The organism is Nostoc sp. KVJ20, from assembly GCF_001712795.1.
In the GTDB taxonomy this organism is placed as follows: Bacteria; Cyanobacteriota; Cyanobacteriia; order Cyanobacteriales; family Nostocaceae; genus Nostoc.
In genome coordinates this window covers 73232-88643 of the sequence record NZ_KV757607.1, presented here as the reverse complement: position 1 = coordinate 88643, position 15412 = coordinate 73232, and the positions used below count along the sequence as shown (strand labels likewise).

Annotated in this window: 12 protein-coding genes; 7 read left to right on the top strand and 5 right to left on the bottom strand. The window is 41.0% G+C overall.

Annotated features, from left to right (window positions below):
* Positions 1-111: 111 nt before the first annotated feature.
* The gene (locus A4S05_RS13705) at positions 112-1752 is read right to left on the bottom strand and encodes a purple acid phosphatase family protein (RefSeq protein ID WP_069070382.1); all 1641 of its coding nucleotides are present in this window, start codon (positions 1750-1752) and stop codon (positions 112-114) included.
* Between the two features lie 550 nt (positions 1753-2302).
* Here A4S05_RS13705 and A4S05_RS13700 point away from each other — a divergent pair.
* Positions 2303-3514 carry a hypothetical protein gene (locus tag A4S05_RS13700; RefSeq protein WP_069070381.1) on the top strand — a complete coding sequence of 404 codons (1212 nt, stop codon included), beginning with the start codon at positions 2303-2305 and terminating at the stop codon, positions 3512-3514.
* Between the two features lie 158 nt (positions 3515-3672).
* On the opposite strand, the gene A4S05_RS13695 is transcribed toward A4S05_RS13700, so the two are convergent.
* On the bottom strand, positions 3673-4347 hold the full coding sequence (locus tag A4S05_RS13695) for an S-layer homology domain-containing protein (RefSeq protein ID WP_069070394.1): 675 nt from the start codon (positions 4345-4347) through the stop codon (positions 3673-3675).
* A gap of 260 nt (positions 4348-4607) precedes the next feature.
* Between A4S05_RS13695 and rpiA the strand changes: the two genes are divergently transcribed.
* The 5 genes from rpiA (at position 4608) to A4S05_RS13675 (ending at position 12419) form a co-directional block, all read left to right on the top strand.
* Positions 4608-5315, top strand: a complete 708-nt coding sequence (rpiA, locus tag A4S05_RS13690; protein ID WP_069070380.1) for a ribose-5-phosphate isomerase RpiA — start codon at positions 4608-4610, stop codon at positions 5313-5315.
* A 30-nt stretch (positions 5316-5345) separates the two neighbouring features.
* Positions 5346-5489 carry a hypothetical protein gene (locus tag A4S05_RS41590; protein ID WP_176727005.1) on the top strand — a complete coding sequence of 48 codons (144 nt, stop codon included), beginning with the start codon at positions 5346-5348 and terminating at the stop codon, positions 5487-5489.
* 75 nt (positions 5490-5564) lie between these two features.
* Entirely contained in the window at positions 5565-6059 is a 495-nt protein-coding gene (locus A4S05_RS13685) for a GNAT family N-acetyltransferase (RefSeq protein WP_069070379.1), read from the top strand.
* Positions 6060-6282: 223 nt separating this feature from the next.
* Positions 6283-6897: a TetR/AcrR family transcriptional regulator gene (locus A4S05_RS13680; protein ID WP_069070378.1), complete on the top strand. Its 615-nt coding sequence runs from the start codon at positions 6283-6285 to the stop codon at positions 6895-6897.
* A 461-nt stretch (positions 6898-7358) separates the two neighbouring features.
* Positions 7359-12419, top strand: coding sequence for a PAS domain S-box protein (locus A4S05_RS13675; protein WP_069070377.1), 5061 nt, complete (start codon positions 7359-7361; stop codon positions 12417-12419).
* Positions 12420-12557: 138 nt separating this feature from the next.
* On the opposite strand, the gene A4S05_RS13670 is transcribed toward A4S05_RS13675, so the two are convergent.
* Positions 12558-12776 carry a hypothetical protein gene (locus tag A4S05_RS13670; RefSeq protein WP_069070376.1) on the bottom strand — a complete coding sequence of 73 codons (219 nt, stop codon included), beginning with the start codon at positions 12774-12776 and terminating at the stop codon, positions 12558-12560.
* The gene (locus A4S05_RS13665; RefSeq protein WP_069070375.1) at positions 12766-13185 is read right to left on the bottom strand and encodes a ribosomal maturation YjgA family protein; all 420 of its coding nucleotides are present in this window, start codon (positions 13183-13185) and stop codon (positions 12766-12768) included. The genes A4S05_RS13670 and A4S05_RS13665 overlap by 11 nt, the downstream gene beginning before the upstream one ends.
* Positions 13186-13647: 462 nt before the next feature.
* On the opposite strand from A4S05_RS13665, the gene tsaB reads away from it, so the two are divergent.
* On the top strand, positions 13648-14304 hold the full coding sequence (tsaB, locus tag A4S05_RS13660; RefSeq protein WP_069070374.1) for a tRNA (adenosine(37)-N6)-threonylcarbamoyltransferase complex dimerization subunit type 1 TsaB: 657 nt from the start codon (positions 13648-13650) through the stop codon (positions 14302-14304).
* 180 nt (positions 14305-14484) lie between these two features.
* Here the strand turns inward: tsaB and A4S05_RS13655 are convergent, their stop codons facing one another.
* Entirely contained in the window at positions 14485-15393 is a 909-nt protein-coding gene (locus A4S05_RS13655) for a nucleotidyl transferase AbiEii/AbiGii toxin family protein (RefSeq protein WP_069070373.1), read from the bottom strand.
* Between the last annotated feature and the right edge of the window lie 19 nt (positions 15394-15412).

The following is a 15412-nucleotide window of genomic DNA, read 5'->3' as shown; positions in this document are numbered from 1 at the left end:
ATTCTTAAAATTAATAAGCAAGACGCTCCTTCTGCCGCCTGCCTCCTGCCTTCTGCCTCCTGCCTCCTGCCTCCTGCCTTCTTTAATAATGTGTTTCCCTTGGTGTAATTGCTATTTCAACTTAAATTCGTCAAACTTCAATACTTCTGAATCAGGCTTGCGAGTATCAAAACGATAACTACTTATCGTACCCGTCCCCGTATCAAAGATACTGAAAACTGTTATATCATTACTCGCAATATAAGGCATTGGTTTCCCATCTTCGCCTAGCAAGGGAGCAATTGTTGGCACTATGGGTTCTAGACCATTGGGATCACCAAGTTTAACATAATCCTCTTGATATCCAATTGGCACTTCTCGCTTTCTTTCACCCCAAGCAGCACCGTAAGTATTGCCCACATTGGAGGTTTCTAGAAAGTGCATTCCACTGGAACTAACAAAGCGATTCCACAAATGGGAATGCCCATAAAATACTAATTGCACATTAGCAGCTTCTAATAAAGGGACAACATCGCGAATAATATAATCTGCGTCTTTGGGGTACTCATAACGCACTGCTTTAATATTATTACCATCCCGTTCAATTATTTGAACTGGTTCTGTATAAGCAGGAACTATATTATCACCCAAAGTATGGGGTGGATGATGGAACATTACAACTTTGTATTTTGCTTGTTTAAACTCAGGGCTGTTAAGCTCTGCCTCTAGCCAATTGTACTGTTTGCTGCCTTTAGCAATTGGCTCATAAATAACCTGTCCATAACCCCAATTTTCAGGATTATTTAAATCCTTTTCGGCTTCCTGATATCTACCTCTACGCTTTCTATCTAAGCTGGGAGTCCGCCACATATTCGTAGCGTACAGTACCACCAAACGTACATCACCAAAGCTAACTGCATAATACTTTTTTCCACCCTCTTTACTTTTTGGTAAAGAGAAAATCTCTTCATAGGTATTAGTATTAAAAGAATTATCTATTAAAGATTTGTCTCGATAGATTCTTTGAGCAACGGCACGGGGAATTGTATCATCAAATTCATCATTTAAACTTCCCGTCCTGGCAAAACGCCCCATCACCTCATGATTGCCAATGCAAGTAAACATGGGTGCGTGTTGAATTATTTGTCCACCAGTGTATGTTGTCTTAACGTCGTTGTGCGTCATGTCATATTTAGCACGACCTTGCAAACCGGGAAACAACGCACCACCACTATTATCATCAAACCATTCTGAGGCGCGATCGCTAACATTCACCAAATCACCAGCAAACCATACTCCATCAACTCGTCCAATTGTTTCTACCACCTTTTGCAGATTTGCTGCTGTCATCGGCTTTAATTGATGATCTGAGGTGAGTAAAATTTTTAATCGTGTATCTGCTTTGGGAGTAGCTGCAAGGGTAAAAACATCACTGTTAATACTCTCACCATCTTCTCGCACACTCGTAACACGATAATTTACCCTCACATCAGGAGTTAAGCCAGTTACCTCAGCCTCATGTCGCCAAATTTCACGCTGGACGGGTTTTTGATAAACTTCGCCGTCTTTGGTTTGGTTTGCAACTCTTGACTCTTGGTCTTCACGCGTGCGAGTGAGTTTGGTAGTATTTGCCTTAGCAGTTTGTTTGAAATTTTCACCGTAGGTTACGGTGTGATTAACACCAGCAAACTCAGTAAACCAAACTACTCGCACTGAGATTTCCGTTGGTAGTTGTAAAAATGGATCGGTGAGCAGTTGGGGTGTTAATGTCATAATTGATTGCCCAAATGAACGCACACTTACCAGAGTAAAGCATATAACAAGCACAAACATAGCCACTGAGGAGATTTTACGGCTACTTAAATGTCTAAGCATGAGTAAAATACCAAATTTTTAGGGTCAGGATTCAATACTTTTCGGTTAAGGGGGAAAGGGGAAAGGGAAAGGTTTGAATTCACCTTTCCCCCTTACCCTTTAACCTTTTCCCAGACCAAAAGAGAGATTGTTAGGCTTATCCGAAAAGTATTGGGTCAGGACTTACGTAAACAATAGCCGAAACCCTGATTTTCAGGCAATTCATGTAGCCGCTGCGCGTCTGCTTTTACCTTTTTAAACTAAACGGTTTAGTTTAAAAAGGTAAAAAAGTAAATTTTTGACTACTAGATGTCTATTGTTAATGACTAATAACTTCTTGAGAAGTTAGGATGAAATCACTACGAACTTCAGTTGAGATATTTCCTCTTGAGCTAAATAAAAGCATCAAACAGCAACGCTTCTTCCGTCAAATTTTACCGATTTATAGTAAATTTAAATTACTAATAACATGCCAAATCGTCGTTATCCTCCCGCCTACTTACGCTATCTCAGAGCCAGGTTATGGAATCTAGGACGACCTGGTTTTTGGGGAACTGCAATTTTTTTATCTGTAGTAGGGCTAGTAACCTGGGAATACTGGTCAAATCCAGATATTTTCGTTTATAAGCAAAAAAATCAAGTTGCTCCACAACAGCCTGATGAATCCTCCCTGTCAGCAGAAAATAGAGCCATTGCAGCAGATATTGATAACCTGCCAGTTTTGTTTAATGACTTTGAGGAAGCAGCTCTCTCATTAAAGGCAAATACTCCTAATGAAAAGACTGAGGCAAAAAAGAGCACAAGCTTATTAGAAGATGTAATTAACAAACAAAAATCTGCTAGTGATGCCAAATCAAATCCTATAGGCATTAATGGCAACACCTCCCCAGTGATGAAAAATCCCTTTGTCGTACAAACAGAAAATTTATTGCGTACTGGGATAGTTGATAATAGTAACCAGTTTCTAGGTCTTAAGACTTTAAATACCGCGTCTGAACCAACAGGGGAGGAAGAAAAGTCCTCTAGCCTGGGTATTGGATTGACTAATCAAACCAATAAGAATCAAAATTCTCTCTCTATCAGTCCTCTGCAAGCAGCACTCAACCAATCAACAAACGAGAAATTGTCTAGCTTTAATGGGACTGCAACTCCGACAAATGCCTTGGGACAAGTCTCTGACCCAGGAACAACGCTAATGCCACCCATCAACAACTTACCCAGTCAGAATTCTCTACCAAGCACTGAGTCAAATCCTAGTACAGGTTATACATCAACGGGTACGAACTTACCACAAAATCCCTACGGTCATTTAAATAATGGTCAGCTAGTACCTAGTAATGGTTTAACTCCTAGTACAGGTTATACATCAACGGGTACGAACTTACCGCAAAATCCCTACGGTCATTTAAATAATGGTCAGCTAGTGCCTAATGTCTCACCAGTGACGCCTTCTGCTACCTTTGCCGCACCAAGTAATATTGCACCTTACTCTAGCCAAAATCCGAGTCAAAGTGTTGTCACACCCACAAACCCTGCGGGATATGGAAATTATGGGTTGCAGCAGCCGACGCAACCACCACAATCTAATTATGGGAATAATGTCTTGCAGCAACCAACACAGTCTAATTCCTTATATCTTCGCCAGATTCGAGACAAGTATAGAAGTCCGGGTCAAAACTGAGTTTAAGCACAAAGCTTAACTGAATTTTATTCAGCTAAGGGAACTCCAAAAAATAAATTATCCAATTTTTGGAATCACAACGACTTTTCCTCCCCCAGCTAAGTGCCCCCTGCTTCCCTGCCCTAAAAACGATGGGATATTTTTTGATTTGGAAGTCCCTAAGGTGATTGTGGGTTATTTGGAATAACCGGAACTTCTGGTGTTTCGGGTTGTTGCTGTTGCCGTTGCAAATATTTACTCAAGACATAAGCCATATCCCCACGGGTAACAGGTTTTAATGGGGAAATATTGCCTTGAGCATCTGTGTTAAGAAATCCCTCGGTAGCTACAGTAGCGATCGCCTTTCTAGCCCAAGTTGGGATAGACTTTTCATCTGGATATGAAGCCAGAATCTCATTCACCGCGTCATCGGGAAACTGAAATACACCATAAGCCTGGGCGAAAATAGCAAGAGCTTCTGCCTTTGTCACCTTTTGGTTAGGGAAGAATTCATTGCCTCGATAGCCTTTCATGATGTCAGTTTTTAAGACTGTCTGTATATCATTAAATGCCCAATAAGAACGAGGAACATCTGGAACAGTTAAATTTGCTTTGTTAACAGCTTCTCTTTTATCTAGGCGAAATGCTTTTACCATAATCGACGCTAATTCTGCCCGACTCAGTAACCTTTCTGGATAAAATTTGCCATCGGGAAAGTTTGTCATCCATTTGACAGCAGTTACCTGTTGAATTGAATCAGACGGGATTCCAGAAGTAGTTTCTGGTACTTGAGCAATTGCTGGCAAGCTTTGTAGTAGTGCCATTAAAGATAGAGTAATTGAAAGCTGACGCATCACCATAACCACTTTTAACTGCTAAATGAATTTAAAAAACTACGTTACTGAGGTTAACGCAAAATTTGGTGTTCTTAATAACCCGTAACTCAGTTAGTGACGAACTTCAGATGAGCAATGTTGCGTAGCTACGTAGGGTATTAGCTGGTTTTCATAATCAAGGGGGTAGAAATCAGCAAAAACTTGTTTTTTAGCTTTCATCTTTTGGCGTTATCTGCCCACTACTATGGACTATAGCCAGTTTTTCAGGAGTTTTGGGAATGACAACAACAGATCCCGTAAAGTTGATGAAGCAAGAAGTTGGCAAAGCCGCCGCCGCCCTAGTCAAGTCGGGTTCGATTGTGGGGTTGGGTACGGGGTCAACTACAGCATATACGATTCAGTTTTTAGGCGATCGCCTAAAGTCTGGTGAACTCAAAGATATTATAGGCATACCCACCTCGTTTCAGTCAGAAGTGCTGGCGAAGCAGTACGGTGTCCCTCTCGCCACCTTAGATGCTATTGACCACATCGATATTGCCATTGATGGCGCAGATGAAGTCGATCCGCAGAAAAATTTGATTAAAGGCGGTGGTGCAGCACATACCCGCGAAAAAGTCGTAGACTACCTGGCAGAACAGTTCATCGTCGTGGTAGACAGTGGAAAATTAGTAGATCGCTTGGGTTCTAGTTTCGCTGTACCTGTGGAAGTGATTCCAATGGCAATTACTCCAGTAACCAATGCCATCAAAAAACTCGGTGGCAAACCAGAACTCCGCATGGGTGTAAAAAAAGCTGGGCCAGTAATCACTGACCAAGGAAACTTTGTCTTAGATGTCAGATTTGACTCTATTGAAGATCCAGCCGGACTAGAAAAGACATTGAATAACATTCCCGGCGTTCTGGAAAATGGTATTTTCGTTAACTGTGTCGATTTAGTTTTGATTGGTGAAGTCAAAGATGGTCAGCCATTAGTGCGGCAACTGTAAGAATTTTGGATTTTAGATTTTGGATTTTAGATGTCTCTAAAATCCAAAATTAAGCAAGATTCTAGTGAGTTGAAACAGAAATTTGAAACCGATGCGTTAAGCGATCGCTTGACTTTTAAGACAGTCGCTACAGAAAAATTCTTCTTATTAAACTGGACAATGACCCAGAACTAAAGTTTTCATTCATACTTCTTTCCTCTTGCCTCCTTGCCTTCTGCCTCCTGCCTTCTGCCTCCTGCCTCCTGCCTTATGAGCGCTAACGAAATATCTCTTCGACCTGCCCAAGAAACAGATGCGTGGGTGCTGAGTGCAATTCATATTGCTGCTATCAAAGCTCTACCTGCAACTTTCTATACCCAAAAAGAACTGTTAGCTTGGCGTAATTACCGTGACAAACCTGATGGTTCAAATATCTTGAAGAGTATGAAAGTGGAAACTTTCTGGGTTGCGATCGAGGGAGATGTGGTTATGGGTTTTGCTAGTTTCATTGTTGATGAACTGATTGGATTGTATGTTCATCCTAAATATCAAGGTAAAGGAATTGGGCGGGCTTTAGTGCAACATTTTTGTGACGAAGCAACTGTTCAAGGTATGGATAAAGTAATTACAACTGCTAGCCTTTATGCCGAAGGGTTTTATTTACGACTGGGATTTACTGCCATCCAAAGAGCACCTCATTATTTAAGGAGTGGGATAGTTGTTCCAGTTACTAAAATGAGTAAAACATTAGAGATTTCCAATTAAAGGGAAAAGGGCAAGAGATAAAAAACTCCACTCACAAGGGGATGGAGAATGGGGAAGAAGCTACCAATACCCCATACCCCAAGCGGCGGGGGGAGCAACCTTTAGCCACTCTTAGGATGAAGTTTCTCGCCGCTTTCAGCCATACCTTGCTTATGGTAAGCGACGCTAATGCAACAACTTTTTCTACATAACCTATGATGTAAGTAAGTACTTGCCAGCATAAATGAATAAAATTATCCGTTCATCAGCTCTTACCCGTACACGTTTGATAGAAGCCGCCTCGCAGGTATTTGCTAGTTTAGGTGTTCAAGGAGCAACTACCCGTGAAATAGCTCGTGTTGCTGGTGTGAATGAGGTGACTTTATTTCGCCACTTTGCTAGCAAAGAACAACTTCTGGGAGCAGTAATGGAAAATGCCTTGGCACTCCAGACAGAAGCCCTTGCACACCCTGAAGCGTGGACACAGGATTTGAAAATTGATTTAAGACAATATGCCCATCTTTACAATAATATGCTAGAGGTACAGGAGGACTTAATTCGTACCTTCATTGGGGAAGCCAAACGTCATCCAGAGGCAGCCAAACAAGTGATTCAAGAAGCTGCCAAGCCTTTAGGGGAAAAACTGGTAGCTTACCTGCAATCGAGTCAGAGACGAGGCGCTGTTAGAGCAGACATTGATCCATTTCCGGCAGTCGATATGTTTACAGGAATGCTGCTAGCTGGAATGCTATGTCGCAGTGCAAAATTCAATCAAGGCAGCTATAGTTGTGAGGAATATATCGAAACCTGTGTAGATATTTTTGTGCGCGGTATCAGTGTTGCTCCCTCTCAGTTATGAAGAATGCTGAGTTCCGTTAGCTGGGTGTTTAGCCCATGCCAAGTACTGAGTTAAAAGGCCCTTTATTTTGGCATTTATTATAAACTTGAGTCGCTGGATTTCTTAAAATTGAGTATTTATGATCGGCAAACGCATGTTATGGATTTGAAGGAGGCAGGAGGCAGAAGGCAGAAGGTTTTTTTCACTTATAGGATTCAAACCTCTCCTGAAAAAGCAGCCCCAAGTTTTCAATTTGGTGGGGGTCTTAAACCGCAAGTTTGCTCCCTTTACTGCCTTTCTTGATAAAAAATTAGTGATAAATTCTAGCTTCTATTACTATATTACCGAGTAATTAACCTCTAACAAAAGAAGCTTTTATAAATAAAGAAAAATCTATCTGGAGATAAATTACTAAAATTTGCAACCTAGCTTAGGGTGTATACAGCTTTTGCAATAAGTATTGGTTCTTCCAAAACATTTTCATGCCTCATATTCATTCTTTCCACTCACTACGTTATGGTATTACTGTATTAATTGTTGCAATTGCATTAGTGCTAATGCTGATGCTAGACCCTTGGTTAAGCATGAGTGGAACTCCTTTCCTGCTATTTTTTAGCGCTGTAACAGTGAGTGCTTGGTATGGTGGTTTGAAATCAGGGCTTTTAGCAACTTCCTTGTCTGTTCTACTGAGCAATTACTTCTTCCTACCGCCAGTTTTTGAGCTAAGTTTTGATTTATCAAATTCTGTGCGAATTGGGTTGTTTGCATTACAGGGATTGCTTTTTAGTATCATCTGTGAATCATTAAAGACTGCTAAAAAACGGGCTGATGGAAATTTACAAAAATTGAGAGTCAGTGAGGAGAGATTTCGATTAGCGTTAAGCAGTTCAGATATTTTAGTTTTTCAGCAGGATCGTGATTTGCGATATCAGTGGATTCATAATCCTCAAGGTCTAGAAACTGCTGAGAAAATGTTAGGAAAGTCTGATTATGAATTATTTCCAGCCTTAGTAGCAGAGCAATTGACGGCAATTAAGCTAAAGGTAATAGAGACTGGTGTTGCAACTCGTGAAGAAGTTTATCTAACAACTTGTGGAGAAGACCGTTACTATGATTTGCTGGTTGAACCACTAAGAGATGCAGACGATAACATTCAGGGTATTACTTGTGCAGGTGTGAATATTACTGAGCGCAAGCAGGCAGAAATAGAAAAAGCTAGGTTGCATCAGGAACTTCAGGAAGCTGTTCAGCAAAAAGACGAATCTCTGGCGTTACTCAATGCTTGGCTGACTAGTTCACCAGTGGCGCTGGCTTTTCTTGATACTGAACTGCGCTATATTCACGCTAATGAAGCCCTGGCCGCTATCAACGGTGTACCACAAAGTCAACATATTGGTCGCACCTTTAGAGAAGTACTACCGGAATGGACAGCCCAAATTGAGCCTGTTTTTGAGCAAGTGATGAAAACTAGGCAGCCCTTACTGAATCAGGAAGTGAGTGGTGAAACTTATCCGCCTGGGGTATATCGTTATGGTCTTGCCAGTTATTATCCAGTATGTTTGCCGGATGGGCAGTTATTGGGAGTGGGCATTAGTTCAATTGATATTACTCAACTGAAACAAACTGAGCAAGCATTACGCGAAAGCGAAGCGAAGTTTCGCAGCGTGGTTGAGTCAAATATGATTGGTATTGGCTTCTGGAATAGAGACGGTAGGATCACAGATGCTAATGATGCCTTCCTGAATATGGTGGGTTATTCTCGTGAAGAATTAGTTTCTGGAAAACTTAACTGGCAAAACTTGACACCTACAGAATACCTGCCGCTTGATAAGCAAGCACTGAATCAATTTCAAGCTAGCTCCTTTTGCACTCCATATCAAAAAGAATATATCCGAAAAGACGGCTCATGCTTCCCAATTTTGGCAGGTGGTAGCCATTTTGAAGGGACTGTAGAACGAGGAGCTTTTTTTATTCTCGATATTACAGAGCGTAAGCAAGCTGAGGAAAGACTGCGCTATATCGCCCAGATTAGCAATTTACTCTCTACTTCGCTAGATTATGAAGAAACATTAGAACAAATTGCCAAAATCTCAGTTCCCCAACTTGCTGATTGGTGTAGCGTAGACATTTTAAATGATGATGGCTCCATTCGCCGTTTACCCATTGCCCATGCAGACCCATCGAAAGCGGAGTTGGCGCGTAAACTTCAGGAGTATGTGAAAGATTACAACGGTGTCAGTGCATTAATTACTAGAGTAATACAAACTGGGCAAAGCGAATTAATCTCAGAGATATCTGACTCGCTCTTAGTAGCAAGTACTCAGAATCAGGAACACTTAGAACTTGTTCGGCAATTGGGGATGAAGTCTGTGATGATTGTGCCGTTAATCAGGCAAGGGCGAGTCCTCGGCACTATCAGCTTTGTCACCGCAGAATCAGACCGTCGCTACGATCGCTCTGACCTAACTTTAGCAACAGATATTACCCATCGTGCTGCTTTAGCAGTAGAAAATGCCCGACTTTATCGAGATATCAACCAGGCTTTAATCCATTATGCTGAATCTCTATCTCTTCTAGATGCGCTGCTAGGTGCTGCTCCCGTTGCTGTATGCTTTTTAGATCGGGAACTGCGATATATCAGAATTAATCAAGTTTTCGCTGATATTAACGGTTTGACTATAGAAGAACATCTAGGACGCAAATTTGGAGAAGTGTTGCCAGCGATGGCGGCTGAGTTAGAGCAACAGTTACAACGGGTGTTGGATACTGGAGAACCCCTGCTGAATGTGGAAATTAGCGGTGATACAAGAGAGGAACCCGAACGTTACGGTTACTGGCTGGGCAACTATTACCCAGTTAACAATGCAATGGGTGAAACAGTAGGGATTGGAATTATTTTGGCAGATATGACAGCAGCAAAGGAAACAGAAGTTGCTTTGCGGGAAAGCGAAGAAAGGTTCCGAACAATCTTCAATCAGGCAGCTGTGGGGATTAGTCTGGTAGCGTTGGATGGACAATTTCTACAAATTAATTCTGCTCTGTGCGAAATTACTGGATACAGCCATGAAGAGTTAATTCAAATGAACTTCGAGGAAATTACCCACCCTGATGACTTAGAAGTTGATTGGGAGAATGCTCGGCGAGTCTTGGCAAAAGAAATTAGTGGTTATTCCCTAGAGAAGCGCTACATCCGCAAAGATGGTTCCATTGTTTGGGTAAATCTAACTTCATCAGCAGTTTGGAATGCTAACGGACAACCAAAGTATGCATTAGGCATTATTGAGGATATTAGCGAACGCAAACGAGTTGAAGCCACACAACAGTTTTTAGTCGAAGCCAGTACCTTACTAGCTGCCTCATTAGATTATGAGATCGCTTTGGAAAGTGTGGCTAATCTGGCAGTTCCAACCCTCGCAGACTTGTGTATTGTAGATGTTTTCCAGGAAGATTGGTCAAGTAAACAAATTGCGATCGCAATTGCCGACCCTACAAAACTAAATATTTTAGACGAAATCCGACGACGTTATCGACCCAAAAGCAGAGCCAAACAGCTTGTCCGGCAGCTAAGGCTAGGAATATCTGCCTTTTACTCCGAATTATCTGACTCTAATCTTGTAGAGATGGCTGAAAATGAGGAACATCTGCAATTGCTGCGAAGCTTGGGTATTCGTTCTCTCATGGTGATTCCAGTCCGTTCCCGTGGGCAATTATTTGGAGCAATCTCTTTTTTTACCGCCGAATCTGGTCGGTACTACCAACAAACAGACTTGGCTTTAGCAGAGGATATTGCTCGTCGGGCGGCGACAGCCATCGACAATGCTAGACTCTACCAGGAAACTCAACAGGCAAAACAGGAAGCTGAACGGTCTGTCAATCGCACAGTACTTTTACAAAAAATAACTGCTGCCTTCTCGGAAGCCTTAACTCCCCAACAGGTGACTGATGTAGTGGTGAACCAAGGCATTGCCGCTTTGGAAGCTACTGGTGGTTCCGTTGTCTTACTTACTGAAGGAAATACTACCCTAAAAGTTGTGCAAGCAATTGGCTATCCGCAAACACTCATAAATACTTGGACAAGTTTTCCGCTAACAGCACCTAACCAAATAGCAGAAACAGTCAGAACTGGGCAGCCGATTTTTTTAGAAAATTTAGCAGCCATGATTGCTAGATATCCCGACTTAGCAGATTTTGTGACTGTTATAGCGAATAATGCCTGGGCTTCCATTCCCTTGATAGTAGAAGGTAAAGTAATTGGGGCTTTGGGATTAAGCTTTACTACCGGACAAATATTTAACGAAGAAGACCGGGGATTTATGTTGACACTGGGACAACAGTGTGCTCAAGCTATTGCCCGCGCTCAACTTTACGAAGCCGAAAAGACCGCAAGGGCGCAAGCCGAGACAGCCAACCGGATTAAGGATGAATTTCTGGCTGTCCTTTCCCATGAACTCCGAACGCCCCTGAATCCGATTTTAGGGTGGGCAAAGTTACTCAGAACCCGCAAGTTCGACGAACCCACCAAAATCCGGGCGTTGGAAACAATCGAGCGGAATGCTAAGTTACAAACCCAATTGATTGGGGATTTACTTGATGTTTCGCGGATTTTACAAGGTAAAGTCAGGTTAAATCTCTATGCAGTGAATTTGAAAGCTGTGATCGCAGCTGCACTAGAAACGGTGCGTTTAGCAGCAGAAGCCAAATCAATTCAAATTCAAACGGTGTTAAGTGATGATATCGGCAAAGTTCTCGGCGATGGCGATCGCTTACAACAAGTCATGTGGAATCTCCTCTCCAATGCCGTTAAATTCACACCCACAGAAGGACTTGTAGAAGTGCGTCTAGAGCAAGTTGGGTTAGATGCCCAAATCCAGGTGATTGATACAGGTAAGGGAATCAACCCGGAATTTTTGCCCTACGTTTTTGATTACTTCCGCCAAGCAGATGCTAAGACAACCAGAGTATTTGGCGGATTGGGATTGGGACTGGCAATTGTACGCCATCTCGTAGAACTTCATGGTGGTACAGTTCAGGCAGAGAGTCCGGGAGAAGGACAGGGGGCTACCTTTACAGTCAGACTACCTTTGCTGAAAAATTCTGAGTTGAGAGTCAGCAGTGATGAGGCTTCTCAAGCAGAAGTTAGTACCGACGAGACATTACTTGCTGGGGTGCAAATATTGCTTGTGGACGATCAAGCAGATGTGCGAGAGTTTTTTAGCTTTGCGCTAGAACAATATGGTGCAACTGTAACAGCAGTTGAATCAGCAACCGAAGCGCTAGAAATATTAGTGCAATCCAAGCCAGATATCCTGTTAAGTGATATTGGAATGCCTTTTATGGATGGCTATATGTTGCTTGGCGAGGTGAGAAAATTACCGCCAGAACAAGGTGGGGAAATTCCAGCGATCGCTTTGACTGCTTATGCTGGAGAAATTAATTATAACCAAGCAATGGCAGCAGGATTTCAAAAACACTTACCAAAACCCGTCGATCCTGTAGATTTAGCCGCTGCGATCGTTAATCTTATTGGGCACAATCAACCTTGACAACCTTTTCGCCTTAATTCTCAATTCCCCCTCAAGCTTTCAGGGTATCTTTTTCAGCTTCAGTCAATCCCGTTGCAATACTTGTCGGGTTTTGGGGAATTGGGTTTGGGGTAAGGGGAAAGAAAAAACCTTTAACCTTTACCCTTTAACCTTTTCCCAAAACCCAATTCCGAGTTCAAAATGCTTTACCCAAGCAGTATTGAATCCCGTTGTTCCTTTGATATTCATGCCTTCATAAAGACGATCAGCCATCAACGTTTTGATGCAGCGTCCTGTTGTCACATCCCACAGCTTAATTGTGCGATCGTGACTGTCACTCAAAAGTAGCGATCGCACTACGCCATCTTCATTTGACATCAGGGCAATTTCGCGTGGCTTTTCGCGACTTGGCAGCAATAACTTTTCTGGGGAGTTTCTCCAAGCATAGGACTGTTATAATACCTATTGCATAAGCAATGATATCCTTCCAATCAAATACACTTCCCAAGGCAACAGCTAGAATCTTATATTTTTGCAATCCTAAATTATTTACAAAATTAAAATATTGAAGTATTTCGATAGTACAAGAAAACGCAAAAACTGATAAAGCGACGATGGATGAGTGTATATTGAAAAAGGTTTTGACAAAGCAATAAATTAGTATAAATACTAAAACATCACCAATGAAAGGACGGATAAAACTCTCATTTACAAAAACAGCAATATATACCTCTATTAAAAATAATGTAACTGTGAAGTAAAAATATTTTGGATTGAAGATAAACATGGCTATCAATAGCGCTCAAAAACACCTATTTGACTATAACCAGTAAACCATAAATTTTTGAAAAATAACCTAATAGTAGGGGTTTCAGCCCTTACAAATCAGGAAGCAAACACTATTATTAATAGAGGGATGTCTACGACGGACTATGCCTAAAAGGATATTTGAAAAGTTTTAGGCGAATATAATTCGCTACTACACAGGCTAACTCCACCTGCGTGGACTAGCAGAAAATTAAGTTTTATAACCCGCGTAGGCGGGTTTTGTTATGTATAGCTGCAACTTTTAGTCGCAGAGGCAAGTAATAATTTAGACTTTTCAAACAATCTCTAAGCTGAATGGCACTAAGAAAAGCCCAAAAGCTTGTGTCGTCTCGTTCCCAGCCTGGAGGCTGGGAATGTATTTAAAGATGTGGTTGAATAGAGAAATCAAGTCAACTCTAAAAAATCAATATTTTAATTAACTTTGACCACACAACTAAAACACCTCACAACCACAAAATACGCTTTATCACTGCACACTACCACTCCCGAATTAGGGCTAGCAATTAGTAATTTTGCAGGCGAGACTCGCTCTCAAGTTTGGAATTTGGGACGTGATTTATCTAGTCTAATACATCAATATTTAATTGAATTTATCAAACCGCAAACTTGGGCAGATTTGTCATTTATCGCCGTAGCAAAAGGCCCTGGCGGCTTTACGGGAACTCGAATTGGTGTTGTGACTGCTCGGACTTTAGGGCAACAGTTAGATATTCCTGTATTTGCGATTTCAACTTTGGCTGCGGTAGCTTGGTCAGAAGCAGGCAAAAGTCAAAATCTAAAAACTATTGCTGTGGAAATGCCAGCCCAACGAGGTCAAATTTTTGCTGCTATTTATCAGTTTGAGCCAGATATTTCTAAACTAAAAGTGTGTTTATCAGATAGAGTGTTGACACCAGAAGCATGGCAGGAAACTTTAGCTAATTGGAATACTAATTATCAGTTAATTCAAGCACAATCTGGGTTAGCAGCGACGGTGACAAGTATTTTGGAACTAGCTAATCTTGATTGGCAAGAAGGCAAATTTCCTAATTGGTCAGAGGCTTTGCCATATTATGGTCAGCATCCAGTAGAAGTTTAACTATAGCGGTTCTCGTTTGGCGTTAGCGAGTCTTGTTTACGACACGCTACGCGAACGAGCGTCGCGTCTTTATTCTGACTCCTGACTTCTGAATTCTGACTCCTGAATTCTGACTTCTGAATTCTTCTTCAATAATTAAAAATTGCTTTACCATCAAGTTTAATTTCCATTTAAATTCCTTTAATTCATAGATTCAAAGTCAGCAAGAAGCCAATTTATTCCATCCATTATTATTGGAAATTTTTCTTCAGGTATGTTTAACTCATGAAAACATTTATCTCTATATTTTTCTTTTTCAGTAAAATTAGTGATGGCTTTAACTAATGGTTTTTTTACTTCGTAGCTTTCTTCAGCTTTAGCTATTGCACGTGCGGGTATTTCGTGATTTACACGCAATATTGCTAAGTCAATCAAATCTCTAGATTGTGTACTTGAATCGTTCCATCGGTCGGCATTAGCCATTAGTTTCGATGTGAATCTATCGCTTATACTCAGACAAGGTATTTTTGTCCATTCCGGATAAACAGGAGGGTCTAAAGTAAAAATTCCATTGGCTACAATTTCTACTTTAATAGTTATTTCATTGACTACAACAGGGAAACGAATACCATATTGATTGATTGTAGTGTCACCCAATTCGATATCTGTTGTACTTTGAAATAATGCTACAATTCCTTCGTCGTAAATCAGATTTCTTAAATACCTGTAATTTTCAGTTCCATAAGGGAAGAGAAAATCAATATCTTTACTAAGTCTGTATTCATCATACTCTAACGCCAAGAGTGTACCGCCGCCAAAGTATGCAGAAGCTTTTTTAAAAACTTCTGGATTGAAAGCATTAAGGATTTTAAGTATATTCTTGTGATGGGCGAGATGAAACATTTCAAAATCAGGTAATATCCAAGAGTTATATTTTTTTGCTAAATAATGTACAAAATCCTTTTCTTCTTTTTTTAAATTGTTGAATGTAGTTTGATGATGCCAATTGCGTTGATACAATTGAACAATTTCTTTTTCACTCATTTGATATACATTTTTTAGCTGCCAACCAATAGATTCTAGAAATGGTAGCTTTTGTGGATGGAGCATACAATTAATTTTTAAATTT

Excerpts from the sequence above, each read along its gene's own strand:
- A4S05_RS13705 (WP_069070382.1), bottom strand. The coding sequence starts at position 1,752 with ATGACATTAACACCCCAACTGCTCACCGATCCATTTTTACAACTACCA.
- A4S05_RS13700 (WP_069070381.1), top strand. The coding sequence starts at position 2,303 with ATGCCAAATCGTCGTTATCCTCCCGCCTACTTACGCTATCTCAGAGCC.
- A4S05_RS13695 (WP_069070394.1), bottom strand. The coding sequence starts at position 4,347 with ATGCGTCAGCTTTCAATTACTCTATCTTTAATGGCACTACTACAAAGC.
- rpiA (WP_069070380.1), top strand. The coding sequence starts at position 4,608 with ATGACAACAACAGATCCCGTAAAGTTGATGAAGCAAGAAGTTGGCAAA.
- A4S05_RS41590 (WP_176727005.1), top strand. The coding sequence starts at position 5,346 with ATGTCTCTAAAATCCAAAATTAAGCAAGATTCTAGTGAGTTGAAACAG.
- A4S05_RS13685 (WP_069070379.1), top strand. The coding sequence starts at position 5,565 with ATGAGCGCTAACGAAATATCTCTTCGACCTGCCCAAGAAACAGATGCG.
- A4S05_RS13680 (WP_069070378.1), top strand. The coding sequence starts at position 6,283 with ATGAATAAAATTATCCGTTCATCAGCTCTTACCCGTACACGTTTGATA.
- A4S05_RS13675 (WP_069070377.1), top strand. The coding sequence starts at position 7,359 with ATGCCTCATATTCATTCTTTCCACTCACTACGTTATGGTATTACTGTA.
- A4S05_RS13670 (WP_069070376.1), bottom strand. The coding sequence starts at position 12,776 with ATGTCAAATGAAGATGGCGTAGTGCGATCGCTACTTTTGAGTGACAGT.
- A4S05_RS13665 (WP_069070375.1), bottom strand. The coding sequence starts at position 13,185 with ATGTTTATCTTCAATCCAAAATATTTTTACTTCACAGTTACATTATTT.
- A4S05_RS13655 (WP_069070373.1), bottom strand. The coding sequence starts at position 15,393 with ATGCTCCATCCACAAAAGCTACCATTTCTAGAATCTATTGGTTGGCAG.